The organism is Caulobacter sp. FV1ye6ST (assembly GCF_058681225.1).
In genome coordinates this window covers 2,502,802-2,528,203 of record NZ_CM178733.1, presented here as the reverse complement: position 1 = coordinate 2,528,203, position 25,402 = coordinate 2,502,802, and the positions used below count along the sequence as shown (strand labels likewise).

The following is a 25,402-nucleotide window of genomic DNA, read 5'->3' as shown; positions in this document are numbered from 1 at the left end:
TAATCCATGAGCAAGACCGTCCTCGCCGTCGCCGCCGTTCTGGCCGTTTCCAGTCTTGCGCTCGCGGGTTGCGAGAAGCAGACCAAGGCGCCGTTCGAGCAGGGCGTCTGCTTCCAGGTGGCGACCAACAAGGACGGCACGCTGAGGTACAATCCGGTGGAGCGTAACGTGCCCCAGATGGAGCTTTGCGCCGCGGCGCTTGAAGGCGCGCGTCAGCGCTTCGTGCGCCTGGGCCAGTCCAACAGCGTGGGCATGGTCGGCGCCTACCAGGGCTCGTTCATCTTCCTCGAGAAGGAAGGCATCTACGTCGGCCAGACCTATGAAGGTCCGCGCTTCATGTCGCTGGTTCGTACCGGTGACGGTCGCTTGGCCGTGCCAGGCGCCATCCGCCGCGAGCCCAGCCAGTAGCGTTCGAGGGAGGAGGGCGCGGCTGGCTCGTCCGTCCACAGCCGTCTTTCCCGTCCACAAGAACGTTATGAGAACAAAACTTGCGCGGGCCGCAAGCTCTCGTTAACGTCTCGCTCCAGATTCCGGCGCGAAGGTCGCCGGGCGAGAACAAGGGCGAGCGATGGCTGGCAGCGTCAACAAGGTCATTCTGGTGGGCAATCTTGGGGCTGATCCCGAGATCCGCAGCCTCGGTTCGGGCGACCGCGTCGCCAATCTTCGCATCGCCACCTCCGAGACCTGGCGCGACCGCACCAGCGGGGAGCGCAAGGAAAAGACCGAGTGGCACCGCGTCGTGATCTTCAACGACAACCTGGTGAAGGTCGCCGAGCAGTATCTGCGCAAGGGCTCCACGGTCTATATCGAGGGCGCCATCCAGACCCGCAAATGGACCGACAACGCCGGCGTCGAAAAGTACTCGACCGAAATCGTGCTGCAGAAGTTCCGCGGCGAACTGACCATGCTGGGCGGTCGCGGCGACAGCGCCGGCGCCTCGTCGGGCGGCGGTGACGAGTATGGTGGCGGCTATTCGGGCGGCGGCGGCGGCGGCTCCAGCTTCGGCGGCGGCGGCGGCCCGCGCAGCCAGCCCAGCGGCCCGCGCGAAAGCTTCTCGGCCGACCTTGACGACGAGATTCCCTTCTAGGGCCGAACAAGGCTGAGAACGTAAATAGCGGCCGGTTCTCCTTAGAGCCGGCCGTTTTCTATTGCATCCGCCCAATTCGGACTGTTCGCGCCAGCGTGGGTAAAACCCACCGGAATTGACCGTAATCAGCCGAACCGGTGGGTCATGCCCAGGCCGAACGTCATCATGTCGCGGTTGCGCAATAGGGGGCTGCGCCATTCTTCGCCGAGAATGTGGTCTTCACTGACCGTGGCGACGATGGCCGTGCGCGGACCGATGGCGCGGGCCACGTCCAGTTCCAGACCGGCGCTGTAGAAATCGTTTTCGCCGAAACGCGGCAGCTGCATGGGTCGGTCGGTGTTGCGCCTCAGGCCGAAATACTCGCGCGAAAAGCTGCTGTCGGCCCACGACAGGCGGGCTTGCGCGCCCACCTTCCAACGCGGCGAGACCTGGGCGCCGGTATCGAACGCAAGGTCGCCGGACCAGCCGCCATAGCCGTCGACCGCCTTGCGCACCCGCAGGCCGATATCACCGATGGGCGTGCGGCGCTTGACGAAGCCGCCGACCTCGATCGCGTCGTCCATGGCGAAGGCGCGCCGGGGCAGGCGGTCGTTATAGGACTGGCGGTATTCCACCACCGGGCCGGCCGACCAACCGCCGCCGCGCCACACGCTGGCGGTCAGGCCGTCATCAAGGCTGAACTCCACCCGGTCGCCATAGCTCGCCGAGATGATCGGCAGCAGGTCTGTCGTGTAGCGGGACGATCCCAGATGGACGGGGCGCGTGCGAGAGATCAATCCGACATCCACCGTCCAAGGGCCGCCGTCGGGCGACGCCGCTTCAGCCTTGGCCGCGCTGGCCATGCCCAAGCCGATGGACGCGGCCAGGATGATTGCAAGCGGTCTCATTGCGCCGGCTCGCCCGACCGGCCCATCAGCCAGACCCCGGCGAGGATGGCGACGCCGCCGAGGATCTGCAGCAGGCTGGCGGCCTCGTGGAAGACGGTCCAGCTGGCCGCCACCACCAGCACGTAGCTGAGCGCGGACAGAGGGAAGGCCTCGCTCAGCTTGATCTCGGAAAGGACCACCATCCAGGCGCAGAAGCTGACGATCTCCAGCCCGATCAGCGCCTGGGCCCAAGGCACGGTGAGCACCTTCGAAAGCCATCGACCGCCGAACGGGACGCCGGACATGACCTGTGCGGTCTCCTTGGCGGTCACCTGATAGGCCAGGCCCAGCAGAGGCAGGGCCAGGAACAGGAGGCGCTTGGCCCACCGCGCGCGGAAGGTGGTCGGGGGCGCCGGATCGGCGACCGGTTCAGGTGGGGGCAATTGGGGGACGTCCGGCGACAGCAGCGGGGCGAGCCAGCGCAGAGCCAAGTTGAGCAACGGGTCGCGGTGGCGAAAATACATGGTCGTTGGGATGAGGCCGCTGCCCAACCGCAGCTTGTTGGCGTAGGCGGCCTGGCCGCTCTGATAGCGGGTCAGGCCCAGGTCCAGGCAAAGCCCGATGTTGGTGAACCAGCTCAGGAAGTAGAGATTGTGGTCGCGGCCCTCGGCCCGCATGCAGAAGAACTTGTCGACCAGGGTTCCGGCGTCGATCAGGACCAGGTTGGCGGCCATCAGCGCGTCGTCGACGAAATAGAGCACGCAGGCGGCCCGCTGGCCCATGTTCTCCAGTACGTCCGTGAAATAGTCCGCCGTAAGGGTCTCGAACCGCAGATCGCCGCGCGCTCTCGTCTCGGCGTAGAGGCCCATGACCTCGGACTCGAAGCCCTTCAGATCGCGGCGAACCTCGACCCGCACGACCTGGGCGGCGCGCAGCTTGCGGCGCATGTCCTTGCGGGTCGCCGGTGACAACCGCGCCAGATAGGTTTCCTGGTCGGGAAAATCGATGTCCAGGCTGGCCAGCGGCAGGCCGGTCATCGGCTGGTAGTCGGCCGGACCCAGGGCCTTGGCCCACAGGGCGGCATGCGGGGCCGGCACGTCCTTGACCGCCATCAGGCCACAGCGCTCGCGTCGGGCGGCGTCTTCGAACGCCTTCATCAACAGACCGAGCACGGCGCCTGGGTCGGCGTCTGGCGACAGTCCGAGCTGGGCGGTCTCCGTGCACGGCGAGCCAAGGCAGGCCAGGCGCAGCGTGGTCAGTCCCGGCGCGACCCGGCCGATCGCGCGCAGGAGGGTCCTGACGGCGCCGTCGACGGTGGTTTCCAGGGCGTACGGGGTGAGAAAGGCCGGCGCGGCGGCCAGCAGCCGCCCATCCTCCTCGACCAGTACATAGCGCCAGGCGAAGCCGTCCAGGCCGGCGCCCTCGACGGCGGCCAGATAGTCATAGCGCTCGACCTCGTCGGGGAAGAGGGCGTCCCAGGCGGCGCGGTGGATGGCGGCCAGGGTGTCGACGACACGGGCTTCAAGCATGCGCGAGCTCGGCCGTTACGGCCGGGGCGCTGGCGGCGTGGCGCAGGAAGAAGGCGGCGGTCTCGTCGGCGACCAGGGCGCGCTCCTTGTCGACGTGCAGCATGTGGTAGCTGTCCTCGAACAGCCGCACCTCGGCCTTTGGGCCCAGGGCGCGCTTCAGGCGCCAGGCGTTACGCGGGTCGCTCATGTCGTCTTCGCGCGCATGCATGATCAGGCACGGAACGTCGATGGCGCTGGCGTCGTGCTCCAGGCGCCGGCCCAGGCGATACATCTGGAACAGGGCCCCGAACGGCAGGCGGTCCAGAGAGCCCTCGATGAAGGCTTCCGGCGCGCGCGCCACGCGTTCGCGCAGGCGCTCGTCCTTGAGGCCGAAAGGATAGGGTTCGGCGAAACTGATCCGGCGCACCAGCGGCAGGTTGGCGACCGCCTGGATCAGATAGGCGCCCTTCATCCAGCCTTTCATGTTCCAGCCGTCGTATTCGAAGGTCATCGAGTAGACGACGGCGGCGGCGATCTCCGGGCGCTGGGCGGCCAGCTCCAGGCCTAGGGCGCCGCCCACGCAGATGCCGGCGACGAACACCTCGTCGACCTCGCGGGCGTAGGCGTCGTAGGCGGCGACCACGGAGTCCAGCCAGTCGCGCCAGGTGCTGCGCAGCAGCGTGGCCATGTCGGCGCCATGTCCGGCCAGTTGCGGGGCCATGACGTCAAACCCCTGGCGGTGCAGCCGCTTGGCCAGAAACTTCATCTCGTCGGGCGCGCCGGTCAGGCCGTGGATCAGCAGCACGCCACGACGGCCCTCGGCCTTCAGCCGGAAACCACGGTCTTGAATGGTCATAGGCCGGAGGCTCCGACCAGGATCACGCCCAGTCCGATCAGCACCGCGCCGGCGACCTGGCCTCGGGTGAGACGCTCGCGGAACACCAGGGCGCCGGCGATCGGGATGCCGGCATAGGGCAAGGTGGTGATCGGATAGGCCACGGAAAGTGGCGCGATCTCCAGGACGCGGACCAGGGCGATGGTCTCGCTGATCCAGAACGCCATACCGACCCATAGGAGCGGCTGGCGCGCCAGGTCGAGAACGTAGTTCGACCCGTCCTGAGACCGGTTGGCGGCGGCCTTGAAGCACAGCTCGCGGGTGATCTCGGTCACGACGCAAAAGGCCAGACCCAAGGCGGCCGAGGATAGGATACGGCTCATGCGGCGACCTGCACGAACAGGCGCAGCAGGCGCCGGTTGACGCCCTCATTGGCCTGGCGGGCCTGGGGCGCTGGCGGCGACCAGGGCTGGTCGAGCAGCGCCTCGCCTTGCTTGAGCAAGGCCGCGACGACCCCGCCGCCATAGCGCGGGCGGCTCCAGTCGCCGACGATGTCGGCGCCGATCAGGCGGCGTTCGGCCAGGATGCGGTCGAGCATCGCCTCCAGGAACCGTAGGCTGGTGCGCCCCTGGTCCCAGTTGGTGGCGGCGTCTTCCGCACGCAAAACGTCCTTGTCGATCGTGACATAGACGGCGTCGGTCTCGATACGCGAAGCCAGGAGGTCGATGAAGGCCTTCTCGCCCATGCTCTCGACGGTCGGCCACGCGGCGGACCCCACGCGCACGGCCGCGCCGCCGTCGGGGGCGCGATAGGCGTAGAGCTCCAGCCGGCCGTCGTCGGCCAGGTCCAGATGCGCCCCCTTCGCGGTCGGATGGGCGATGTCGTCGCTGCAGACTCCGACCGTGACGACCTTGGCCACGCCGGCCAGGCGCGCGGCCCTGCCGACCCAGGAGCCGCAGTGAAGGCCGTTGTCGAACCTCACCCAGTCAGGGTGGTTGTCGAAGTGCAGGACCGTCACCGGTCCGCTCCACGACGCCTCGATCGCCCGCTCGATCAGCAGTGGCGAGACATGGTGGAAGTCGCCCGAGCCGGTGAACACCAGGCTCGGGCTGGCCGGAGCGGCCGCCCGCAGCCGCTCGCGCAGGGCTTCCAGCGCGGGCGGGCGGCTCCACAGGCGCAAGGCGGGGCCAAGGTCGCGGGCGGTGACTTGGCGGCCGCCCGCGGCCAGGGCTTCCTCGGCCAGCAGCGCCTGGTCCTCGAACGCGCCGTCGAGGTCCAGGAGCACCGGGGTCAGGCGATCACTCAGTCGACGCACCGGCGCAGCACCGCATCCAGAAGCTTCAGGGCCAGGTCGATCTCGTCCTTGCTGATCTCCAGCGAGGGCGCGAGCGTGATGACGTTCTTGTGGTAACCGCCGACGTCGAGGATCAGGCCCATGGTCTTGCCGTCGACCTCGAGCTCGCCCGACATGGCGACCTCTTCCATCTTGTTGAGCAGGGCCTTGTTGGGCGTGAAGCCGTCGGCCTCGCAAATCTCAGCGCGCAGGGCCAAACCCAGGCCGTCGACGTCGCCGATCTGCGGCCAGCGCTTCTGCAGGTCCTTCAGGCCTTCCAAGAAGTAGGCGCCCTTCGCCAAGACCTGGGCGCCGTAGTCGACCTCGTGCGTCATGCGCAGGGTCTCCAGCGCCACCGAGGTGCCCATCGGGTTGGAATTGAAGGTCGAGTGGGTCGAGCCGGGGGGGAAGATCTCCGGATTGATCAGCGCCTCGCGCGCCCAGACGCCCGACAGGGGATTCAGGCCATTGGTCAGGGCCTTGCCGAACACCAGCACGTCCGGCTGCACGCCAAAGTGCTCGATCGACCACAGCTTGCCGGTCCGCCACATGCCCATCTGGATCTCGTCGACCACCAGCAGGATGCCGTACTGGTCGAGGACCTTCTTCAGTTCGGAGAAGAAGTTCATCGGCGGGATGACGTAACCGCCGGTGCCTTGAATGGGCTCGATGAAGAAGGCGGCGTATTCCGCCTGGCCGGTCTTGGTGTCGAGCACGCCGTTGTACTCGGTCTCGAACAGGCGGGCGAACTTCTGGACGCAGTGGTGACCGTAATCTTCCTTGCTCATGCCCTTGGGGCCGCGGAAGTGGTACGGGAACTCGATGAACTGGGCGCGGTCGCCGAAGTGGCCGTAGCGGCGGCGATAGCGATACGAAGAGGTGATCGCCGAAGCGCCCAGGGTGCGGCCGTGATAGCCGCCCTCGAATGCGAACATCAGCTGCTTGCCGCCGGTGGCGTTGCGGACCAGCTTCAGCGAGTCCTCGACCGCCTGGGCGCCGCCGACATTGAAGTGGACCCGGCCCTTGCGGCCGAACTTCTTCTCTGCGTCCTGGGCGATCATGGCGGCCAACTCGACCTTCTCGCGGTGCAGGTACTGGCTGGCGACCTGCGGCAGGGTGTCGAGCTGGCGGTGGGCGACGGCGTTCAGGCGCGGATTGCGGTAGCCGAAGTTGACGGCCGAGTACCACATCTGCAGGTCCAGATACTCGCGGCCCTGCGCGTCGTACATGAACGAGCCCTCGCAGCCCGTGAAGAACTTCGGGTCTGGCAGGTAGTGGACCGTATCGCCGTAGGAGCAGTACTGGGCCTCGAGGTCGCGCAGGGCGGCTTCATCGAGGACGGGGTGTTCGGCGTCGTACATGGGGAAACTCCGATCAGATGGCGGCGCGGCGGGCCAGGCGGCCGTGGACCGCGGCGAGCGTCGTGGTGATGCTGTGGAAGTCCGAGAATTCGTGGTGCGGCATGGCGCGTGAGCGGGCGTAGGCGGCCAGCTTGTCGCGGGCGAACAGCAGGTCGGCGCGACCCGAGACGCAGAAGTCCGAGCGCCCGTCGCCGATGAAGACCATGAGGTTGCCGGCCTGGGCGTCGGCCGAGGCGACCTGGCACTTGCAGACCCCGGACCCGGCCGCGCAGCCGGCGCGGGACCAGGGCTGCTCCAGCCGGCGTCCGGCGACCGCGTCACCGACCATGCGGTTGGCGATGACGGGCAGATGTCCCAGACCATGTCGGCTCAGGATCCGGGCGATGAAGTAGTCGACGCCGTCGCTGACCACGGTCAGCGGCACGGCGCTGGCTTGGCACCAGGCGACGAAGTCCGCGAAGCCCTCGACCAGTTCGACGCTGTCCAGCACCGCGTCGAGCGCGTCGTCGTCGCCGCCGATCAAGGCGACCTGACCGCGCATGCACGCCGCGGCGGTGATCTCGCCGCGCTTCCACTGGTCCTCGAGATCCTCCCAGGCCGGATCGGCCAGACGGGTTAGGACCAGATCGGTGGTGTCGAGCTTGGCGATCGTACCGTCGAAATCACAGAAAACTTGCATGCGCCGCTCCAGTTCGGCGCGATGTGTGAGCGACGAAGCTGATGCGAAGCTGAAGAGAAGCGGGCAATGATGAGGCGATTTCGGTCGCCCCTGGATGGACCGTCTAGGAAGCGACCTTCGGCAGGCCGAAGCGGGCCTCCAGACCCGGGGCGCCGTCCGCGCGATCCGCCAGAACAACCCGCCCGCCCAGAACGCGGGCGGCCTCCTCGACGATCGCCAGGCCTAGCCCAGACCCCGAGCCACGTGCGTTGGCGCCGCGGAAGAAGCGCTGGAAGACGCGCTCGCGCTCGTTGGCCGGGATCCCCGGACCGTGGTCGGAAACGGTAACCCAGCCCAGGTGGCGGTCGCTGGAGAGCAGGACCTGCACCTCCGAATCGGGTGGGGCGTGGCGGACGGCGTTCTCGATCAGATTGGCCAGGATCAGGCGTAACAGGGCCGGGTCGCCCTGGACTCGCGGGGCCTCGCCCTCCAGCGCCAAAGCCACGCCCTTGGCGGCGGCGATGACGGCGATCTCGGCCAGGGCGGCGGTAGCCTCGGCCCGCGGATCGGCGGTCAGGTCCCGGTCGATACGCGGCCCCAGCTGCGCCAGGGTCAGCAGCTGTTCGGTCAGTTCGCTGGCCCGGGCCACGCCCTCGCGCAGTTGCTGGACCTGAGTCGCGCGCTCGACCGGATCGTCCTCCCGCGCGATCAGTTGGGCCTGCAGGCTCAGCGCCGCCAGGGGCGTGCGCAGCTGATGGGCGGCGCTGTCGATGAACTGACGCTCGTGTTCGTAGCTGCGCTGCAGGCGACGCAGCAGGTCGTTGACCGACCGCGCCATCGGCTGGAGGTCGAGCGGCCAGGTCCGGCTATCGAGCGGGCTGAGGTCGCGCGAGCCGCGATCGCCGATCGCCGCGACCAGGGCCCGCACCGCCCGGAGGCCATCCTTCAGGGCCAGCCAGATCAGCGCCAGGCTGGCTGGCAGCACCAGCATCAGCGGTATGGCCAGCTCGACCAGGATCTGTTTGACCAGCACCGACCGGATACTGGTGCGCTCGCCCACCTGAATGGTGACGCCGGCTTCCCCCACCGGCAGGTTGAAGATCCGCCAATGCTTGCCCGCGACCTTCGCGGTTTCGAAGCCCTTTTGGCCGCGCGGCGGGGCCAGGCTGGGGCCCGTGTCGGAGCCCAGGACCAGTCGCCCGTCCTTCCAGATCCTGAACATCCGCCAGTCGGCATAGGCGTCGAAGGCCTTGCGGTCCTCGGCGCTCAGCCACTCGTCGCCGATCTCCAGCGAGACGCCCGACCGGTTCTGGCCGCGCTCCTTGATCTCCTCGCTCATCAGCGCGCGCAGCACGTTGGCGCCGGTGATCAGCTGGCCGTCATAGACCTTGTCGATCTCGTCGCGGGCGGTCCAGTACATCATCCCGAAGACGGTGATCATGATGGCGATCAGCAGGGCGGTCACCCGGCGGAAGAGCTGACCGGTCACCGAGGCCCTTGGATCGAAAGGGCGTGGATCGGAAGAGCGGGGCGACTTCATTTGCCCACCATGTAGCCCAACCCGCGGGCCGTCAGGATGAAGTCTGTCCCGAGTTTCTTGCGCAGCGCGTAGATGGTCACCTCGATAGTGTTGCTTTCGACCCCGCCGGCGGCGTCATAGAGCGCGTTCTCCAGATCGTCCTTGCTGACGAAGCGACCCGCCCGGCGCATCAGGACATCGAGCACCCGCAGTTCCTTGGCGGTCAGCTGTACGGTCGCATCGCCACGCCGCACCAGGCGCGCGCCGATGTCCAGGGTCACCTCCTTGACCTTCAGCAGGTCGTTGACCCGCCCCTCCGCGCGGCGGATCTGGGCCCGGATGCGCGCCAGCAGTTCGTCGAGGTCGAAGGGCTTGACCAGATAGTCGTCGGCGCCCGCGTCAAGCCCATCGATCTTCTGATCGCCACGACCCCGCGCCGTGACGATGATCACCGGTGTGGTGTCGCGGCGAGCGCGCATCCGCTTGAGCACCTCGATGCCATCCATCAGCGGCAGGGACAGGTCCAGGATCACGGTCTCATAGGCTTGCGCGCTGAGCCCTCCCAGCGCCTCGTCGCCATCCTGGGCCCAGTCGACGACATAGCCAGCCTTCTCCAGGCCTCGCTTCATCGCCGCGCCCAACATGGCGTCGTCCTCGACGAGCAAGAGTTTCACGCCGCGGCCATGCAAGGCTGACTTTCGCTGTCCCGGTGACGGTCTGGCTTGGGCAAGGCTTTGTCGGTCATGGTCGGACAAAAATCCTACATCGGCGGGGAGGCGCGCCAAGCAACCGGGCGCCGGGTCGAGACGAACACCGGCTGAGCCTTACGTCGAGGTGAACTTGACCCACAAGGCCCGTGACCCGCCCCTGGTCGCCATTGGTCAGGATCACCGCGCCGCCAAAAGGTTATCGACCGTCTGGGAGCCATCGCCCGCAGCTTACGTTTCAGCCGCGCTACACGCTTGTTCTCAGTCAGAGGTTGTGTTCTCCTGCAATCACCTTGGGAGAAAACACCATGCGACGAGTGCTTCTGGGTATCGGTGTGATGACGCTGCTGGCGTCCGGTTCGGCCGTCTCGGCGCGGCAGAGCGACACCATGATGGGCGATGCGCGGCGGGAGAACGGCCTCGCCGTGGAGATGGCGCGGCTGCGGAGCGGCAATGGCCCGACGGGCGGCGCCCGCCAAGGCGTTTGCCCGCTGGTCCGGGGCGCCTCGGCCGAGGTGAACAACTACGTGGCCGCGCGCATGCGCCAGGTGGCCAAGGACGTCGGCGCCGAGTACGCGCGCTGGGATTGCGAGCCCAATGTAGTGGTCCTGTTCTCGTCGGAACCCGACCAACTTCTGAACGCGGCTTCGCGCGACAAGCGGTTCAACTATAGCGGCGTCACCGCCCAGCGCGCCAAGCAGTTCAAGACCAGCACCCAGCCGGTCCGCTGGATGCACGGCAGCGCGACCCCGGGGATCAAGACGCGGGACGCGCGCCCCTATAACTCGCTGGTCGTGGTCGACGCCAACAAGGCCGCGGACGTCAAGGTCTCGGCCCTGGCGGACTATGTGACCATGGTCTCGCTGGCTGATGTTCAAGCCCGCGCGGCGCCGGCAGACGGCACGATCCTGAACCTGTTCGACAACGGCAAGGCCGAGGCCATGACCGAGGCGGACCGGGCTTATCTCCGCGCCGTCTACCGCACGCGATAGGCGAGGGCTTGATGCGGCCCTGGCTTGTCGGCCTGATCCTGGCCGCGATGGTTCCGACGACGACGCTAGCGGTGGCTCAGGAGGCGCCGCTGGTTTCCGACACCTTGGTGGTTAAGGCCGCCAACCGCGCCCGGACCATGAACTACGTCCGGGCGGCGACCGAACTGTCGAGCGGTATGGTCAGCCGTCGCGGGCCGAAGCTCTGTCCTGTCGTGGCTGGCGCGGGCGGGGCCGTCGACGGGTATGTGCGGTCGCGGCTGCGTCAGGTGGCGGGCGATGTCGGCCTGAGGTTCGACACCCAGAAGTGCTATCCGAACCTGCTGATCCTGTTCTCGCGCGAGCCGGAGGTCTTGCTGGATCAGGCGCGCCGGCGCGGGAAGATTCGTTACGACACCATCTCGCTTCCGCGCATCGACCGGTTCAAGGCCAATACCAACCCCGTGCGCTGGCTCAGCTACACCGGCGAGGTTCCGGCTTATGGCGACATCTCGTCCGGTGACACCGATATCCGCGCCATGCGGGCCCCGGACAGCCATATCCTCCAGCCGGTCGCCAGCCGTCTTCACTACAGCCTTGTGGTCGTGGACGCGCGCAAGACTGACGGAGTCGAGATCGGAGCCCTGGCGGACTATGTCAGTCTGGTCGCCCTGGCGGACATCCGCCCCGACGCGACCCAGCCCGACCAGGCCTCGATCCTGAATCTATTCGTCGAGCCTGGCGGTCCCAAGCGGATGACCGCTTCCGACAAGGCCTATCTGCGCGGCCTCTACAATTTGAAGACCGATCGCATCGGGCCGGACCAGCTAGGCGCTCTGGCCTCGGCCATGGCCACTGAGCTGGAGCGCTAAGCCAGCAGATCCTGAGGCCGCGCCCAGCGATAGCGCACGACATCGACGTCCCGACCGCCGGGCGCTGTCTCGCGGTAGCGCGCCGCCTCCACACCGCCTTTGCGGATGTAGAATCCGAGCGCGGCTTGGTTGGGGGCGTAGGCCTCCAGGTGCAGCGGCGCGCCGTCGTGGTCCTCGATCAGCCACCGCGCCACCTCGGCCAGCAGGGCCGTGCCGAGACCGCCGCCCTTGCGCTCGGGCGCGACGTGCAGGTTGTCGAGCAAGACGCCGACGGCGGGGTTCAGCTTGAACGAGGCGTAGGCCAGGCCGATCGGCTCGCCACCCTCCATCGCCGCCAGAATCAGGTCGGTCGCCGGGTCGAAGGTCTCGAACCGCTTGCGCCAGACGGTCCGCGAGATCTCCGGCAGCGCATGGTCCAAATGGGCGTTGCCATAGAGACCGCGATAGGCGATTTGGCGACTGCGGGTGTGCAGGTCGGCGATGGCGTCCGCCTCATTCCGGGACGCGCCCAGACACGGATTGAGTCGGACGATGTGCGGGTCCATGCCCGCAATGGAAGCGTTCCGCGCTGCGAAAACAAGCGGCTGTGATCGTCCGGTTTCGGCTCACATCGCGAATTTGGCGTAAGATTGCTCGAAACCTCGCCAACGCGCGCGGTCGGACAACGTTGTCATTGGAATTATTTGCCGAATTCTCGTGTCGGGCCGTGGAACGCTAAGCGCCAGTGGACGCGTTCTTGAGCGAAGTGCTACTGAGACGCCCGGATATTGCACTGCGGGATCACGACAAAGCAGCGCTGTTCCAAGGCGAGACGACCTCCAAAGAGAGGCGCGGCCATCTTCACTGATCGCAGGGTGAGAACATATGCCGGTTGAGACGTTGACCAAAGCCCGTTGGGTTTATGCATTCGGCGGAGGCGGCGCTGACGGCGACGCCTCGATGAAGAACCTGTTGGGCGGGAAGGGCGCCAATCTCGCGGAGATGTCGTCCCTGGGCCTGCCGGTTCCGCCGGGCTTCACCATCACCACGGAAGCCTGTGTCCACTACTATTCGAACGGCAAGCAGTACCCGACCGAGTTGACCGAGCAGGTCGCCGTCGGCCTGGCCAAGGTCGAGGAACTGACGGGCAAAAAGTTTGGCGATGTGGCCAACCCGCTGCTGGTCTCCGTGCGCTCGGGCGCCCGAGCCTCGATGCCGGGCATGATGGACACCGTGCTGAACCTGGGCCTCAACGACGAGACCGTCGAGGGCCTGGCCAAGCTGTCGGGCGACCGCCGCTTCGCCTATGACAGCTACCGCCGCTTCATCCAGATGTACTCGAACGTCGTGCTCAATCTCGAGCATCACATGTTCGAGGAGATCCTGGACGACCATAAGGATCGCCTGGACGTTCATGTCGACACCGGCCTGACCGCCGACGACTGGGCCGCCGTGATCAAGGACTACAAGGCCGCTGTTCAGGATCACCTGGGCAAGCCGTTCCCGCAGGACGCCCAGGAGCAGCTGTGGGGCGCCGTCGGCGCCGTGTTCGCCAGCTGGATGAACGACCGCGCCAAGTTCTATCGCCGCATGCACGACATCCCCGAGAGCTGGGGCACGGCCGTGAACATCCAGTCGATGGTGTTCGGCAACATGGGCGACACCTCGGCGACCGGCGTGGCCTTCACCCGTAACCCGTCGAACGGCGACAACCGCCTCTACGGCGAGTTTCTGATCAACGCCCAGGGCGAGGACGTGGTGGCGGGCATCCGCACGCCGCAGTCCCTGACCAAGGCCGCCCGCGAGGAAATGGGCGACGTCGCTCCCTCGATGGAAGAGGCGATGCCCGAGGTGTTCGCCCAGTTCAAGTCGGTGGTGGAGACGCTGGAGCGTCACTATCGCGACATGCAGGACATCGAGTTCACCGTCGAGCGCGGCGTGCTCTACATGCTGCAGACCCGCAACGGCAAGCGCACCGCCAAGGCCGCGCTGAAGACGGCCGTCGACATGGCCGCCGAGGGCGTGATCAGCAAGGAAGAGGCGATCGGCCGCGTCGAGCCGGCCTCGCTGGACCAACTGCTGCACCCGACGATCGACCCGACCGCCCATCGCGACGTGATCACCACCGGCCTGCCGGCCTCGCCCGGCGCGGCGACCGGCAAGGTCGTCTTTGACAGCGACGCCGCCGAGAAGGCTTCGGCCGCCGGCGAAAGCGTCATCCTGGTGCGCGAGGAGACCTCGCCGGAAGACATCCACGGCATGCACGCCGCCCGCGGCATCATCACGGCCCGGGGCGGCATGACCAGCCACGCCGCCGTCGTGGCGCGCGGCATGGGTCGTCCCTGCGTCTCCGGCGCCGGCGATGTGTCGATGTTCCCGAAGGAAGGCCTGTTCCGGGTGCGTGGCCGAGAGTTCAAGGCCGGTGAGATCATCACCATCGACGGCTCGACCGGAGAGATCCTGGCCGGTTCGCCGAAGATGATCGAGCCCGAGCTGACCGGTGACTTCGCCACCCTGATGGGCTGGGCCGACCAGGTCCGCCGCCTGAAGGTGCGCGCCAACGCCGAGACGCCGCTTGACGCCAAGACCGCCCGCCAGTTCGGCGCGGAAGGCATCGGCCTGTGCCGCACCGAGCACATGTTCTTCGACGACACCCGGATCGCCGCCGTGCGCGAGATGATCCTGGCCGACGACGAGAAGGGCCGTCGCGCGGCCCTGGCCAAGATCGCGCCGTTCCAGAAAGCCGACTTCGTCGAGCTGTTCACCATCATGGAAGGCCTGCCGGTCACGATCCGCCTTCTGGATCCGCCGCTGCACGAGTTCCTGCCGCATACCGAGGAAGACGTCGAAGCCGTCGCGCAAGCCACGGGCCTGGACGCCGCCAAGCTGATGCGTCGCGCCAAGGAGCTGCACGAAACCAACCCCATGCTGGGCCACCGCGGCTGCCGCCTGGGTGTCTCGTATCCCGAAATCTACGAGATGCAGGTCCGCGCCATCATCGAGGCTGCTTGCGAGATCGCCAAGTCGGGCAAAGCCGCGCCGGTGCCCGAAATCATGCACCCGTTGGTCGCCAAGGGCGAGGAGATGAAGTACCTGCGCGACCTGACCGACCGCGTCGCCAAGGCGGTGCTGGAGGAGCAGGGCGTCGACCTGAAGTACACCGTCGGCACCATGATCGAGCTGCCTCGCGCGGCCCTGCGGGCCGGTGACCTGGCCGCCAACGCCGAGTTCTTCAGCTTCGGCACCAACGACCTGACCCAGACGACGTTCGGCATCAGCCGCGACGACGCCGGCAAGTTCCTGGGCGCCTATATCGACAAGGGCATCTTCGAGAAGGACCCCTTCGTGAGCCTCGACCAGGAAGGCGTCGGCGACCTGATCCGCATCGCCGCCGAGCGCGGCCGCGCGGTCCGTCCGGACGTCAAGCTGGGCATCTGCGGCGAGCACGGCGGCGACCCCGCCTCGATCGCCTTCTGCGAGACGGTCGGCCTCGACTACGTGTCGTGCTCGCCCTATCGCGTGCCGATCGCCCGTCTGGCGGCGGCGCAAGCAGCGCTGGCCAATAAGCGATAGCAGGCCGACAAGGCTTGATTTAAGGGGCTCGGCGCTGGACAGCGTCGGGCCCTTTTCCTATCCGGGAACAGAGCGCTCGGGGATGTTCAATGGCCTATCTCCGCTGGCGCCGGTTCACGGAACTCCTCTCGCTGGACCGCCCGTGGCTGGGCGAGCTCTTCATGCGTAAGCGGGGCAAGCCGATCGTCGCCGCGCGTCGAGACGTGGGGACGCTGGGGGCCTGGGCGAGGTCGAGCGCCTCGTCGCCCACCATGCCCCAAACCTGAAAGTCGGGGGCGGTTGGGCCGACCATGTGGCTGGCCTTGAAGCCCCCGCGCCTCTGGCATCGCCTGAAAGGGATGGGCGAAGTGCTCGACGGGGCCGAGAACAACACTCCGTGGGGCGGCGGCTGGCTGGTCGCCGTGGTGCGCGCGAAGGCTGGCTGACGCGTTGGATTATCCAATTGGAGATTTTGGCTAGACCAATTCTCTCTTAAGGCTATATCCGGAAGGTAGACTTCTGGGAGGAAGCACGATGCTGGCGATCTTGGCTTTGGCGGCAGGCTTCGCGACCGCGCCCGATCCGCGGCCCATCACGCTTCCCACTGCGATCAGTCTGGCCAAGGCCGCGATCGACGCCTGCGCCGCCAAGGGTGCGCATGTCTCGGCGGCCGTGGTCGACGCCAAAGGTAATCCGCTGGTCGTGCTGCGTGACGAGCTAAGCCCCAAACCGCCGATCGCCGCGCCGCGCAAGGCCAACGCCGCCGTGGTCTTCGACCAGCCCGGCAGCGTCATGGAGCCGCGCGAGAAGACAGACCCGGACTTCGCGGCCAAGATCGCCGCCGATCCCGACCACCTGAACCCGCACGCCGGCTCGCTGCCGCTGCATGTCGGGAGCGCTGTCGTCGGCGGCCTGGCGATCGCCGACACCACGCACGAGGCCGCCGACCAATGCGCCCGGGCGGCGCTTGCCCAGTTTCCGCAATTCCACTGAGGCGTCCGACATGAAGAAGACCCTGGCCCTCACCGCCGTACTGACGCTGTTCCTGGGCGCCGCTCACGCCCAGGAACACGGCCCGGCCAAGCCGCTGCCAAAGCCCGACGCCGAGGGCCAGAAGCCGCGCGCCACGGTCACGCTGGCCCCCTATCGCTTCAACGACATCCTCTGGGAAAACGATCGCACGGCGCACCGGATGTACAGCCGCGAGTTGGAGAAGGCCGAGCCGCCGTCCACCTCGGGTATCGACGCCTGGGGCAAAAGCGAGCGCTGGCCGTATATGGACCGCCAACTGAAGACCGGTGACCAGCACGCCAACCACGGAGAGGGGCTGGACTTTTATGATGTCGGCACCGGCCGTGGCGCGGGCGGACTGGGCGTATGGCGGGACAACAAGCTGTGGACCTCGCGCAACTGGTCCAGCTGGAAGATGATCCAGAATGGTCCGGACGTGGCCAAGTTTAGCGTCGACTACGCGCCGTGGCCGGTGGATGTGGATCGCGAGGTCTGGGAGACGCGGACCTTCAGCCTGCCGCTGGGCACGAACTTCACGCGGATGGTATCGACCATCAGCTCCGACAAACCGGGTCCTTTGGTGGTCGGCATCGGCATCAGCAAACGCAAGCGCGCCAGCGGCTCGGGCGTGTTCAAGAAGGACCTGGCTCCCGGCCGCGTGACGTTCTGGGAGCCGGCGGATCCGGATAAGGGGGCGATGGCCATCGCCCTGATGGTCGACCCCAAGTCGGTCGTCGAGGTGCGCCAGGACTTCGACAACTACCTGGTTCTCATCAAGGTCGAGCCGGGCAAGCCGTTCGTCTACTACATGGGCGCGGCCTGGGATAAGGGCCTGGACTTCCATACGCCGGCCGAATGGGACGCGTATGTGGCGGGCGCGAAGGCGGACTTCGACCCGACGCACTAGGCCAAAACGGAAACCGCCCCGAGGCGGAGGGGAGCCTCGGGGCGGTCGTTGGCCGTCCGCCTGGGGGAGGGCGCGGACGGCGGCCGCGGCTTTGGATCCTTGGGGAAGGGATCAGCCGTGCGGTTGCTTAACCGTGCAGTTTCAGGGCGGTCTCGGCGATCTTGCGACCTTGGTAGCGAGCGCCAGTCAGTTCGTTTTCGCTGGGCTGACGCGAACCGTCGCCGCCGGCGATGGTGGTGGCGCCGTAGGGGCTGCCGCCAGTGATTTCATCCAGCGTCATCTGGCCGGCGTGGCCATAGTCCATGCCCACGATCACCATGCCGAAGTGCAGCAGGTTGGTGATAATCGAGAACAGGGTGGTCTCCTGGCCGCCGTGTTGCGTCGCCGTCGAGGTGAACGCGCCGCCGACCTTGCCGTGCAGGGCGCCGCGAGCCCACAGGCCGCCGGCCTGGTCGAGGAACGCCGCCATCTGCGAGCTCATGCGGCCAAAGCGGGTGCCCGTGCCGACGATGATCGCGTCGTAGTCGGCAAGGTCGGCGATGGAGGCCACCGGGGCTTCCTGGTCGAGCTTGAAGTGGGCGTTCTTGGCGACTTCAGGCGGGGCGGTTTCCGGCACGCGCTTGATGTCGACCTGAGCGCCGGCTTCGCGGGCGCCTTCGGCGACGGCCTTGGCCATCGTCTCGATGTGGCCGTACGACGAGTAGTAGAGGACGAGAACCTTGGCCATGGAGGCCTCCTTGAAAACGAACGTCGGGGAGGGAAGTCGGCGCGAGGATTTCAGTTTCCTCGCGCCGGCTCTTGAACGAAGCGGTCGCGCTTAGGCGGCGTCGACCAGAACGAGTTCGGCGTCTTCCAGGGCGGTGACGGTGATGACGTCCTCGTCCTTGATGCCGGCGCCGTCGCGGGCGTTCAGCTTGACGCCGTTGACTTCGACAACCCCGACCGCCGGGACCAGGTAGCCGCTGCGGTCCTTGCCCAGGGCGTAGGTGGTGCTTTCGCCGGCCTTCAGCGTGGCGCCCAGAACGCGGGCGTCGGTGCGGATCGGTAGAGCGTCGGCGTCATCCTTGAAGCCCGAAGCCAGGGTTACGAACTTGCCCGAGCGGTCGCCCTTCGGGAACGGCTTGGCGCCCCACGAGGGAGCCGCGCCGAAGGTCTTGGGCTCGATCCAGATCTGGAAGATCCGGGTGGTTTCCGGCTCGAGATTGTATTCCGAGTGACGGATGCCCGTGCCCGCGCTCATCACCTGGACGTCGCCGGCCTCGGTGCGGCCCTTGTTGCCCAGGTTGTCCTGGTGAGTGATCGCGCCGTCGCGGACATAGGTGATGATTTCCATGTCGCTGTGCGGATGCGGCGGGAAGCCCGTGTTGGGGGCGATCTCGTCGTCGTTCCATACCCGCAGGGCGCCCCAGTTCATGTTGCTGGGGTCGTAGTAGCTGGCGAACGAAAAGTGGTGCTTGGCGTTCAGCCAACCGTGGTTGGCGCCGCCAAGCTTGTCGAACGGTCTGCGGTCGATCATGGCTCTAACCTTTCTTTCCCTCTGGGCCTTGGCCCTCGGTGCGCCGCGTCGGCGCGTCCTGTTGAGGAGAAGATAGGGGATCGCACAGGATCCGAAATGGAAACTGTTGAAACTCATCGTTGCCAAAACTAAGCTCTCATCATGTCCAAGCTGCCCGATCTCGAAGGCCTCGCCGTGTTCGCCAAGGTGGTGGAGCTGCGCTCGTTCGCCGCCGCCGCCGAGGAGCTGGCCATGTCCAAGGCCACGGTGTCGAAGGCGGTGACCCGCCTTGAGGAACGTCTGGGCGCGCGCCTCTTCAACCGCACTTCGCGCCGCCTGGCCTTGACCGACGCGGGCCAGTCCCTTGTCGAGCGCGCCAGCCGCGTGCTGGCCGAGGCGCAAGCCGCCGAGGAGGAGGCCTCCAGCCAGTCCTCGGCCCCGCGAGGCACCGTGCGGATGGCCGTGCCGATGTCGCTGGGCATAACCACCCTGGCGCCGGTGCTGCCGGGCTTCTTCGAGGCCTATCCCGACGTGTCGGTCGACCTGCACCTGTCGGACGCCACCGTCGACCTGGTCGGCATGGGCTTCGACCTGGCCTTGCGCGTGGCCTCGCTGCCGGACAGCTCGCTGGTCGCCCGTCGCCTGAGGGGCGTGAAGCGCCATGTCGTGGCGTCGCCCGGTTATTGGGACAAGCATGGGCGGCCCGGACACCCGGCGGGTCTGGCCGAGCACCGCGGCCTGACCTATGGCCACCAGGCCGCGCCGGAGACCTGGCGCTTCCAGAGAGGCAGCGAGGAGGCATCCGTGCGCCCCAAGTCGGTGATCCGCGCCAATAACGGCGACGTGCTTGTCCCGTCCTTGATCGCTGGGGTCGGTGTGGCGGTGCTGCCCGACTTCATCGTCGGCCCGGCCGTGGCCGACGGCCGGCTGGAGGAGATCCTCGTCGACTGGACCGCCGCGCCGATCGCCCTGCATCTGGTGATGCCGCCCGGCGGGCCGCGTCCCGCGCGGGTGGATGCGCTGGCCAACTATCTGGGCAAGGCGCTTTCAGCCAAAGGTTAGCGCACGCGCTTGAAGGTCAGGCTCTGGTCCGGCGGACCCGGTTGGCCGTCGACGTCCTGTTCGACCTTCAGCGTGTTGGCGTCAACGAGCCAGACCTTCATCGACTGCTTGCGGCCGCTCTTGTTGCTGGTGACGGCGGTGACGCCGCTGGTCCCGTCGCGGCGGACGCTGATCATCACGATCTGGGTGTTGACCACGGCCTTTGTCGGCGTGCCGTCCAAAGGGGCGTCGGCGAACTGAATGGCGGCCAGGCCGCTCTCGTCTTCCTCGATCAACGTCCAGGCGAGGCTCCTGCCGTCGTCCTTGGTGACGTCGAGTTCCGCGCTCAGCGGCGCGGGCCCAGTCAGGGCTTCGTTGAAGTGTGACGCCGCGAGATCGATCTTCCAGAGACCGATCGCGCCCAGCGGGCCGGTCCGCGCCTGGGCGGGCACGGCCATCATCAGGCTGACGGCGGCGAGAACGGGAAGGGCGGAACGGATCATGGAGCGCCTCCTGGGAGCGGCGCCATCAGACGCCCGGGCGACGCGGTTCGTCTAGGCGCTTTCTCTTCCCCAGACTTTCGGACCTAAAGACTGGCGACTTGGGTGGGGGTAAGGGCGCCGACCTGCAGCGGAGTCATGACCGACAGATTGGTCGAAGACAGCCAGTCCAGCTGGGTCAAGGTCAGGCCTGGGATTTGGGCCGGCAGCAGGTAGCCGACCTGGGTCGTCGTCAGCCCCGCGATCACCGACGTCGCCAACGAGCCAATCTGGGTGGAGCTGAGGGATTGGACCTGGGTCACGGTGAACTGGCTGAATCCGGCATGTGAGAAGCTCCGCATCTGGTAGGGCGACAGACCCCTCAGCGCGCTAGTCGTCAGGGTCGTGACCTGGGTGGTCGACAGGGCCGAGAGGTCGGTGATCGAGATCGCGCCTAGCTGGGCGCCGCTGAGGGCGCGCACCTGGGTGGTCGAGAACTCGGCCATGTCCGTGGTCGACAGACCGGCCAGTTGGGTCGCGGTCAGTCCGGTGATCTGGGTCGAGCTGATCGTCTGGAAGGCGGTCGCGTCCAGGCCGGACAGATTCTCGGCCGACAGGCCGCCGATCTGGCTGGCGCTCAGGCTCTGGAACTGGGTGGCCGACAGCTCGGCGAAGTCGGTCGCCGTCAGGCCGGCGATCTGTGTCGCGGCCAGGCCCGCCAACTGGGTCGGGCTCAGGGCCGCGATCTGGGTGGCCGAAAGGGCGTTGAAGTTGTCGGTCGACAGCGCCGACAGCTGTCCCGCCGTGAAGCCCGCGACCTGGGTCGGGGTCAGCTTGGTGAAGTCGGTGACGCTCAGCGTCCGGACCTGCGCGGCGGTGAGGCCCCCGATCTGGGTCGCGGTCAGGGCGGCGACCTTGGTGGCCGAGAGACCCGTAAAGCCGCTGCTGGAAAGGCCCGCCAGCTGTGTCGCGGTCAGGGCCGAGAACTGGGTGTCGGACAGGGAGCCGGTCTGGGCGCTAGTCAGGCCGCCCAGCTGCGCCGCCGAGAAGACGTTGAAGTCCGTGTCGAGGTCGCGGAGTTGATCCAGCGACAGCGATCCGACCTGGGTGGCGGTCAGGCCCTTCAGCTGGCTGGTCGTCAAGGCGGCGAACTGCAGGTCGTCCAGGGCCGGGATCAGGGTGGCCGGCAGGGCCGAGAGCTGAGTCGGCGACAGGGCCTGCAACTGATCGGGCCACATCTCGCCCAGGTCTTCCAGGCGCATGGCCCCGATCTGAGCCGCCGTCAGGCTTTTGACCTGGGTGGTGTTCAGCGCCGTGATCTGCGTGCCGTCCAGGCCCGTGAAGTGCGTGGTGTCCAGCGCGCCGATCTGGACGGCGCTCAGCTTCTCCAGCCGTTCGGTGTCCAGCTTGGCCAGCTGGGTCGAGGTCAGGGCGTTCAGCTGGCCGCCGCTAAAGGCCGCCAGTTGCTCGGCGTCGAAGATCAGGTTCGGGGCGAAGGCTGGGATCTGGGTGGCCGTCAGGCCCTTCACGGCGGTGTTCGACAGGGCCGAGACCTGGCTGGCCGACAGGCTGCCCAGCGCCGTGTTCGACAGGGCGGCGACCTGCGTGCTGGCCAGGGTCTCCAGCTTGGTGGTCGAGAGATTGGTGATCGTCGACACCGACAGGGCGGCGATCTGGGCGGCGGAGAGGTACGAAATCGGCACTGGACTCGTTGCCCCACAAGGTCGCGACGTGAATCGGTCGCGTTAACCTTATGCGAAACGGCCCCACTCGACCATGCGGCGAGAAAGCCTACTCGGCGCGCATGGTCCACAGATCCAGGTCGTTCTCACGGCCGATCAGGGCCAGGCCGGAGGCGATCGACTCGAACTCGCCGCCGCTCTCGATCTTTTCGGCTCCGAAGCGGCGCAGGAAGATCTCGCGAACGGCCGGCACGAACGAGCTGCCGCCGGTCAGGAACACGCGGTCGACGCCCGCCTCGGTGAGGTTGGCGCGCTCCAGAGCCTGGCCGACGGCGGTCTCGATAGCGTTCAGTTCCGGGGCGATCCAGCTCTCGAACTCGCCGCGCTGGACGGATTTCTCGATCTCGACAGAGCCGGCGGCGAAGTGGAACGTCGCTTCCGTCTGGGCCGACAGCGCCTCCTTCAGCGCCGAGACCGACTTGTAGAGGGCGTAGCCGTGATTGCCGTCCAGCACCTCGATCAGGGCGGCGATCTTCTCCGGCTCCACCGCCGTGCGCTCCAGGGCGCGGATGTCGCGCATGTCCTTGGAAGCGCGAAGCAGGGCCAGCTGGTCCCAGCGGGCGAAGGCGGCGTAGTATCGCTGCGGGATCGGCAGGCTGTTGGAGAACGACCGGTAGTCCGAGCCCTTGCCCAGTTCCGGCGAGACCAGTTGGTCGATGATCCGGTAGTCGAAGGCGTCGCCGGCGATGCCAACGCCCGAGCGCGACAGCGGCGTCGAGCGCAGGGTGCCGTCGGCGTCGCGCTCGAAGCGGACCAGCGAGAAGTCGCTGGTGCCGCCGCCGAAGTCGGCCACCAGCACCGTGGCGTCCTCCTTCAGCTGGCGGGCGAAGAAGAAGGCCGCGCCGACCGGCTCGTACGCATAGCGGATATCGGTGAAGCCCAGGCGCTTGAAGGCCTCTTCATAGCGGGTCAGGGCCAGGGCCTCGTTGGGCGAGCTGCCGGCGAAGGTCACCGGGCGGCCGACGATGACGCGCGGGGGCAGGGCGTCCAGCTGGCCCGCGGCATGCTCCTGCAGACGCAGCAGGAAGGCGGCCAGCAGATCCTCGAACAGGTAGCGCTTGTTCAGGATCCGCGTCTCGGTGAAGGCTTGCGAGGCGGCGAAGGTCTTGAACGACTGGATGAACCGCGTTTCCAGCGGATCTTCCAGATAGGACTCGATGGCCCAAGGGCCGGCCTCGACCACGCGCTCGTTCACCGCGCCGTTCTGGCCCTGGACGCTGTGGAAACTCAGCGCAGAGCGGAAGGCGAACAGCTCCCGATTGTCGATCGAGAAACGGACCAGATGCGCCTGATCGTCGCCGCGCGTCAGCGAGACGACGGTGTTGGTGGTGCCGAAGTCGACGCCAATGGTCGGCGCGCCATTCTTCGGCGCGGGGGGAGCGGCCGTCATGGGATGGCTCGATGTTGTCGGTCGGGAGGGGCGTGCGTCGTAGCGCCTCTCGCGCGAAGGTCAAGCGGTATGGGCCTTTTTAAGCGCTCATTTACGGTCCGAGCCGGACTCTCGCGTGCAATTGGGCCGGCGCATGACGATTCGCCTGACACCGGTGTCCGCAGGGAACGGAATAACTCAGGCGGCGCCGTGTAGTGGCGTCGGGAGTAGTGGGGAAAACGCCGTGAAGCTCGACGACCTGAAGATATCGTCCAAGGTTCTGTTGCCCGCCGCCGTGCTGGCGGCCGCCACGCTGGCCTGCGCCGGCCTGGGCGTCTGGCAGCAGAAGCGCGCCGAGGCCGCCACCGAGCAACTGGTCAAGCATCGCTCGCCGGCCGAGGTGCAGTCGGCCCGTTTCCTGCGCCGGATCAGCATGATGGGCTACGCGGCCCATCGGACGGCGACCTACGAGGGCGCGTCCGAGCAGGCCGCCGCGGCGTCCAAGGAGCTCGACAAGGTCTATGGCGAGGGCATGGAGAGCCTCGACAAGATCGCCGCCGCCGATCCGACGACCGCCGACTATACGGTTGGGATGAAGGCCAAGCTGGACGCGGCGTATGCCGACGCCCGGTCCGCCGCCGACCTAGCCCTGAAGAACGACGACGCCGGCGCCGTCAGCGGCCTGAGCCGGGTCGATCCCGCCATCGACGCCATGGCCAAGGAAGGCAAGGCCTGGGGCGACGTCTATAACAAGCAGACCGCGGCCATGGTCGAGACGGCCGGCAAGTCGGCCGCCGCCGGCTCGTGGCTGACCCTTCTGTTCGGCCTGGGCGCCGCGGCGTGCGGCATGCTGTTCGCCCTGTGGATCGGTTCGTCGAAGATTTCGCGGCCGCTGCGGTCTTTGTCGCGCGGTATGACGGATCTGGCGGAGGGTCAGTTGGACGTCGAGGTGGTGGGGGGCGGTCGAAAGGACGAGGTCGGGCTGATGGCCCGCGCCGTCCAGGTGTTCAAGGACAACGCCGTGGCCTTGCGTTCTTCGGAAGCCGAACAGGCCCGGATCTCGGCCGCCAGCGACAGCGAGCGCGCCCGTAGCGAAGCGGTGTCTTCGGCCGCCGCCAAGGACCAGGCCTTCGCCATGGAGCGGCTGGCCAACGCCCTGTCCCGCTTGTCGAACGGCGACCTGACCGTCCGCCTGACGGACGCCTTCCCGCGAGGCTATGAAACCATCCGTGACGACTTCAACGCCGCCATCACCCAACTGGACGAAGCGATGGGCGGCATTGTCGCCGTGGCCGGGACCGTGGGGAGCGGCGCCGACGAGATCGCCGCGGCCGCCGACAACACCGCCCGCCGCAGCGAGCAGCAGGCCGCCAGCCTGGAAGAAACCGCCGCGGCCCTCGATGAGATCACCGCCACCGTCCGCCGGGCCTCGCAGGGCGCCGGTGAGGCCAGCCGCGTCGTCACCTCCACCCGTTCGGACGCCGAGCGCTCTGGTGAGGTCGTGCGCGGCGCGGTCGCGGCCATGACCGGCATCGAGAGGTCCTCGACTCAGATTGGCAATATCGTCGGCGTCATCGACGAGATCGCCTTCCAGACCAACCTCCTGGCCTTGAACGCCGGGGTGGAGGCCGCCCGAGCGGGCGAGAGCGGTCGTGGCTTCGCGGTTGTCGCCCAAGAGGTGCGGGCCCTGGCCCAGCGCTCGGCGGATGCGGCCAAGGAGATCAAGACCCTGATCAGCGCCTCGACGGCCCAGGTCGACGAGGGCGTGCGGCTGGTCGGCCAGACCGGCGAGGCGCTGGACGGCATCGTCCTCAAGGTCGGAGAGATCGACGCCCTGGTGTCCGAACTGGCGGCCTCGGCCCAGGAGCAGGCGACCGGCCTCAACGCGGTCAACACCGCCGTCAATCAGATGGACCAGGGGGTGCAGCAGAACGCGGCGATGGTCGAACAGGCCACCGCCGTCAGCCACGCCCTGAAGAACGACATCAGCGGGCTCGTCCGCATGATCGGCCGCTTCGAGGTCAGCGCGAAGGCGGCGCCGCAACGGCGGCACGCGGCTTCGCGACCAGGCTATCGCCACGCGGGCTGATTGACTCCGCCGTCAGGCTCCGGT

26 protein-coding genes are annotated in these 25,402 nt (G+C 67.4%); 11 read left to right on the top strand and 15 right to left on the bottom strand.

Annotated elements, in window-relative coordinates:
• Window positions 1-6: 6 nt before the first annotated feature.
• Both ACW175_RS12390 and ssb read left to right on the top strand, forming a co-directional pair.
• On the top strand, window positions 7-408 hold the full coding sequence (locus ACW175_RS12390) for a hypothetical protein (RefSeq protein ID WP_099578055.1): 402 nt from the start codon (window positions 7-9) through the stop codon (window positions 406-408).
• Window positions 409-568: 160 nt separating this feature from the next.
• Entirely contained in the window at window positions 569-1,087 is a 519-nt protein-coding gene (gene ssb / locus ACW175_RS12385) for a single-stranded DNA-binding protein (RefSeq protein WP_492104750.1), read from the top strand.
• A 125-nt stretch (window positions 1,088-1,212) separates the two neighbouring features.
• Here the strand turns inward: ssb and ACW175_RS12380 are convergent, their stop codons facing one another.
• The 9 genes from ACW175_RS12380 to ACW175_RS12340 form a co-directional block, all read right to left on the bottom strand.
• Window positions 1,213-1,974, bottom strand: a complete 762-nt coding sequence (locus ACW175_RS12380) for a MipA/OmpV family protein (RefSeq protein WP_492104749.1) — start codon at window positions 1,972-1,974, stop codon at window positions 1,213-1,215.
• Window positions 1,971-3,482, bottom strand: coding sequence for a GNAT family N-acetyltransferase (locus tag ACW175_RS12375; RefSeq protein ID WP_492104748.1), 1,512 nt, complete (start codon window positions 3,480-3,482; stop codon window positions 1,971-1,973). Before ACW175_RS12375 ends, ACW175_RS12380 begins: the two co-directional genes overlap by 4 nt.
• The gene (locus ACW175_RS12370) at window positions 3,475-4,317 is read right to left on the bottom strand and encodes an alpha/beta hydrolase (protein WP_492104747.1); all 843 of its coding nucleotides are present in this window, start codon (window positions 4,315-4,317) and stop codon (window positions 3,475-3,477) included. Before ACW175_RS12370 ends, ACW175_RS12375 begins: the two co-directional genes overlap by 8 nt.
• On the bottom strand, window positions 4,314-4,679 hold the full coding sequence (locus ACW175_RS12365) for a DMT family transporter (protein ID WP_492104746.1): 366 nt from the start codon (window positions 4,677-4,679) through the stop codon (window positions 4,314-4,316). Before ACW175_RS12365 ends, ACW175_RS12370 begins: the two co-directional genes overlap by 4 nt.
• Entirely contained in the window at window positions 4,676-5,611 is a 936-nt protein-coding gene (locus tag ACW175_RS12360; RefSeq protein ID WP_492104745.1) for an arginase family protein, read from the bottom strand. The genes ACW175_RS12365 and ACW175_RS12360 overlap by 4 nt, the downstream gene beginning before the upstream one ends.
• A complete protein-coding gene (locus ACW175_RS12355) occupies window positions 5,599-6,990 on the bottom strand; it encodes an aspartate aminotransferase family protein (RefSeq protein ID WP_492104744.1) in 1,392 nt (463 codons plus the stop codon). Before ACW175_RS12355 ends, ACW175_RS12360 begins: the two co-directional genes overlap by 13 nt.
• Before the next feature lie 13 nt (window positions 6,991-7,003).
• Window positions 7,004-7,669, bottom strand: coding sequence for an MtnX-like HAD-IB family phosphatase (locus tag ACW175_RS12350; RefSeq protein WP_492104743.1), 666 nt, complete (start codon window positions 7,667-7,669; stop codon window positions 7,004-7,006).
• 103 nt (window positions 7,670-7,772) lie between these two features.
• Entirely contained in the window at window positions 7,773-9,137 is a 1,365-nt protein-coding gene (locus ACW175_RS12345; protein ID WP_492104742.1) for an ATP-binding protein, read from the bottom strand.
• A 47-nt stretch (window positions 9,138-9,184) separates the two neighbouring features.
• Window positions 9,185-9,841, bottom strand: coding sequence for a response regulator transcription factor (locus tag ACW175_RS12340; protein ID WP_492104741.1), 657 nt, complete (start codon window positions 9,839-9,841; stop codon window positions 9,185-9,187).
• Between the two features lie 341 nt (window positions 9,842-10,182).
• On the opposite strand from ACW175_RS12340, the gene ACW175_RS12335 reads away from it, so the two are divergent.
• Both ACW175_RS12335 and ACW175_RS12330 read left to right on the top strand, forming a co-directional pair.
• On the top strand, window positions 10,183-10,866 hold the full coding sequence (locus tag ACW175_RS12335) for a hypothetical protein (RefSeq protein ID WP_492104740.1): 684 nt from the start codon (window positions 10,183-10,185) through the stop codon (window positions 10,864-10,866).
• Window positions 10,867-10,877: 11 nt separating this feature from the next.
• Window positions 10,878-11,714: a hypothetical protein gene (locus ACW175_RS12330; protein WP_492104739.1), complete on the top strand. Its 837-nt coding sequence runs from the start codon at window positions 10,878-10,880 to the stop codon at window positions 11,712-11,714.
• Here ACW175_RS12330 and ACW175_RS12325 read toward each other — a convergent pair.
• On the bottom strand, window positions 11,711-12,259 hold the full coding sequence (locus tag ACW175_RS12325; protein ID WP_492104738.1) for a GNAT family N-acetyltransferase: 549 nt from the start codon (window positions 12,257-12,259) through the stop codon (window positions 11,711-11,713). The genes ACW175_RS12330 and ACW175_RS12325 overlap by 4 nt on opposite strands.
• A 319-nt stretch (window positions 12,260-12,578) precedes the next feature.
• Here ACW175_RS12325 and ppdK point away from each other — a divergent pair, with 319 nt between their 5' ends.
• The 5 genes from ppdK (at window position 12,579) to ACW175_RS12300 (ending at window position 17,163) form a co-directional block, all read left to right on the top strand.
• On the top strand, window positions 12,579-15,266 hold the full coding sequence (gene ppdK / locus ACW175_RS12320) for a pyruvate, phosphate dikinase (protein ID WP_492104737.1): 2,688 nt from the start codon (window positions 12,579-12,581) through the stop codon (window positions 15,264-15,266).
• Between the two features lie 89 nt (window positions 15,267-15,355).
• A complete protein-coding gene (locus ACW175_RS12315) occupies window positions 15,356-15,532 on the top strand; it encodes a hypothetical protein (protein WP_492104736.1) in 177 nt (58 codons plus the stop codon).
• Window positions 15,533-15,556: 24 nt separating this feature from the next.
• Entirely contained in the window at window positions 15,557-15,691 is a 135-nt protein-coding gene (locus ACW175_RS12310) for a hypothetical protein (protein WP_492104735.1), read from the top strand.
• Window positions 15,692-15,779: 88 nt separating this feature from the next.
• Entirely contained in the window at window positions 15,780-16,238 is a 459-nt protein-coding gene (locus tag ACW175_RS12305; RefSeq protein WP_492104734.1) for a heme-binding protein, read from the top strand.
• 10 nt (window positions 16,239-16,248) lie between these two features.
• Window positions 16,249-17,163 (top strand): DUF4861 family protein, encoded by a 915-nt coding sequence (locus ACW175_RS12300; protein WP_492104733.1) that lies wholly within the window; start codon window positions 16,249-16,251, stop codon window positions 17,161-17,163.
• 127 nt (window positions 17,164-17,290) lie between these two features.
• Here ACW175_RS12300 and wrbA read toward each other — a convergent pair whose 3' ends face one another.
• Together wrbA and ACW175_RS12290 are read right to left on the bottom strand one after the other, a co-directional pair.
• Entirely contained in the window at window positions 17,291-17,890 is a 600-nt protein-coding gene (gene wrbA, locus ACW175_RS12295; RefSeq protein ID WP_492104732.1) for an NAD(P)H:quinone oxidoreductase, read from the bottom strand.
• Between the two features lie 90 nt (window positions 17,891-17,980).
• Window positions 17,981-18,679 (bottom strand): pirin family protein, encoded by a 699-nt coding sequence (locus tag ACW175_RS12290; RefSeq protein WP_099578021.1) that lies wholly within the window; start codon window positions 18,677-18,679, stop codon window positions 17,981-17,983.
• A gap of 141 nt (window positions 18,680-18,820) precedes the next feature.
• On the opposite strand from ACW175_RS12290, the gene ACW175_RS12285 reads away from it, so the two are divergent.
• Window positions 18,821-19,720: a LysR family transcriptional regulator gene (locus tag ACW175_RS12285; RefSeq protein ID WP_492104731.1), complete on the top strand. Its 900-nt coding sequence runs from the start codon at window positions 18,821-18,823 to the stop codon at window positions 19,718-19,720.
• On the opposite strand, the gene ACW175_RS12280 is transcribed toward ACW175_RS12285, so the two are convergent.
• The 3 genes from ACW175_RS12280 to ACW175_RS12270 all read right to left on the bottom strand — a co-directional run bounded on the left by ACW175_RS12280 (window position 19,717) and on the right by ACW175_RS12270 (window position 23,310).
• The gene (locus ACW175_RS12280; RefSeq protein ID WP_492104730.1) at window positions 19,717-20,202 is read right to left on the bottom strand and encodes a hypothetical protein; all 486 of its coding nucleotides are present in this window, start codon (window positions 20,200-20,202) and stop codon (window positions 19,717-19,719) included. The two genes, ACW175_RS12285 and ACW175_RS12280, sit on opposite strands and share 4 nt — an antisense overlap.
• A gap of 83 nt (window positions 20,203-20,285) precedes the next feature.
• Window positions 20,286-21,881 carry an ice nucleation protein gene (locus tag ACW175_RS12275; protein WP_492104729.1) on the bottom strand — a complete coding sequence of 532 codons (1,596 nt, stop codon included), beginning with the start codon at window positions 21,879-21,881 and terminating at the stop codon, window positions 20,286-20,288.
• Window positions 21,882-21,969: 88 nt separating this feature from the next.
• Window positions 21,970-23,310 (bottom strand): Hsp70 family protein, encoded by a 1,341-nt coding sequence (locus tag ACW175_RS12270; protein WP_492104728.1) that lies wholly within the window; start codon window positions 23,308-23,310, stop codon window positions 21,970-21,972.
• A gap of 223 nt (window positions 23,311-23,533) precedes the next feature.
• Between ACW175_RS12270 and ACW175_RS12265 the strand changes: the two genes are divergently transcribed.
• Complete coding sequence (locus ACW175_RS12265; RefSeq protein WP_492104727.1) at window positions 23,534-25,378, top strand: methyl-accepting chemotaxis protein; 1,845 nt, start codon at window positions 23,534-23,536, stop codon at window positions 25,376-25,378.
• Window positions 25,379-25,402: the final 24 nt, after the last annotated feature.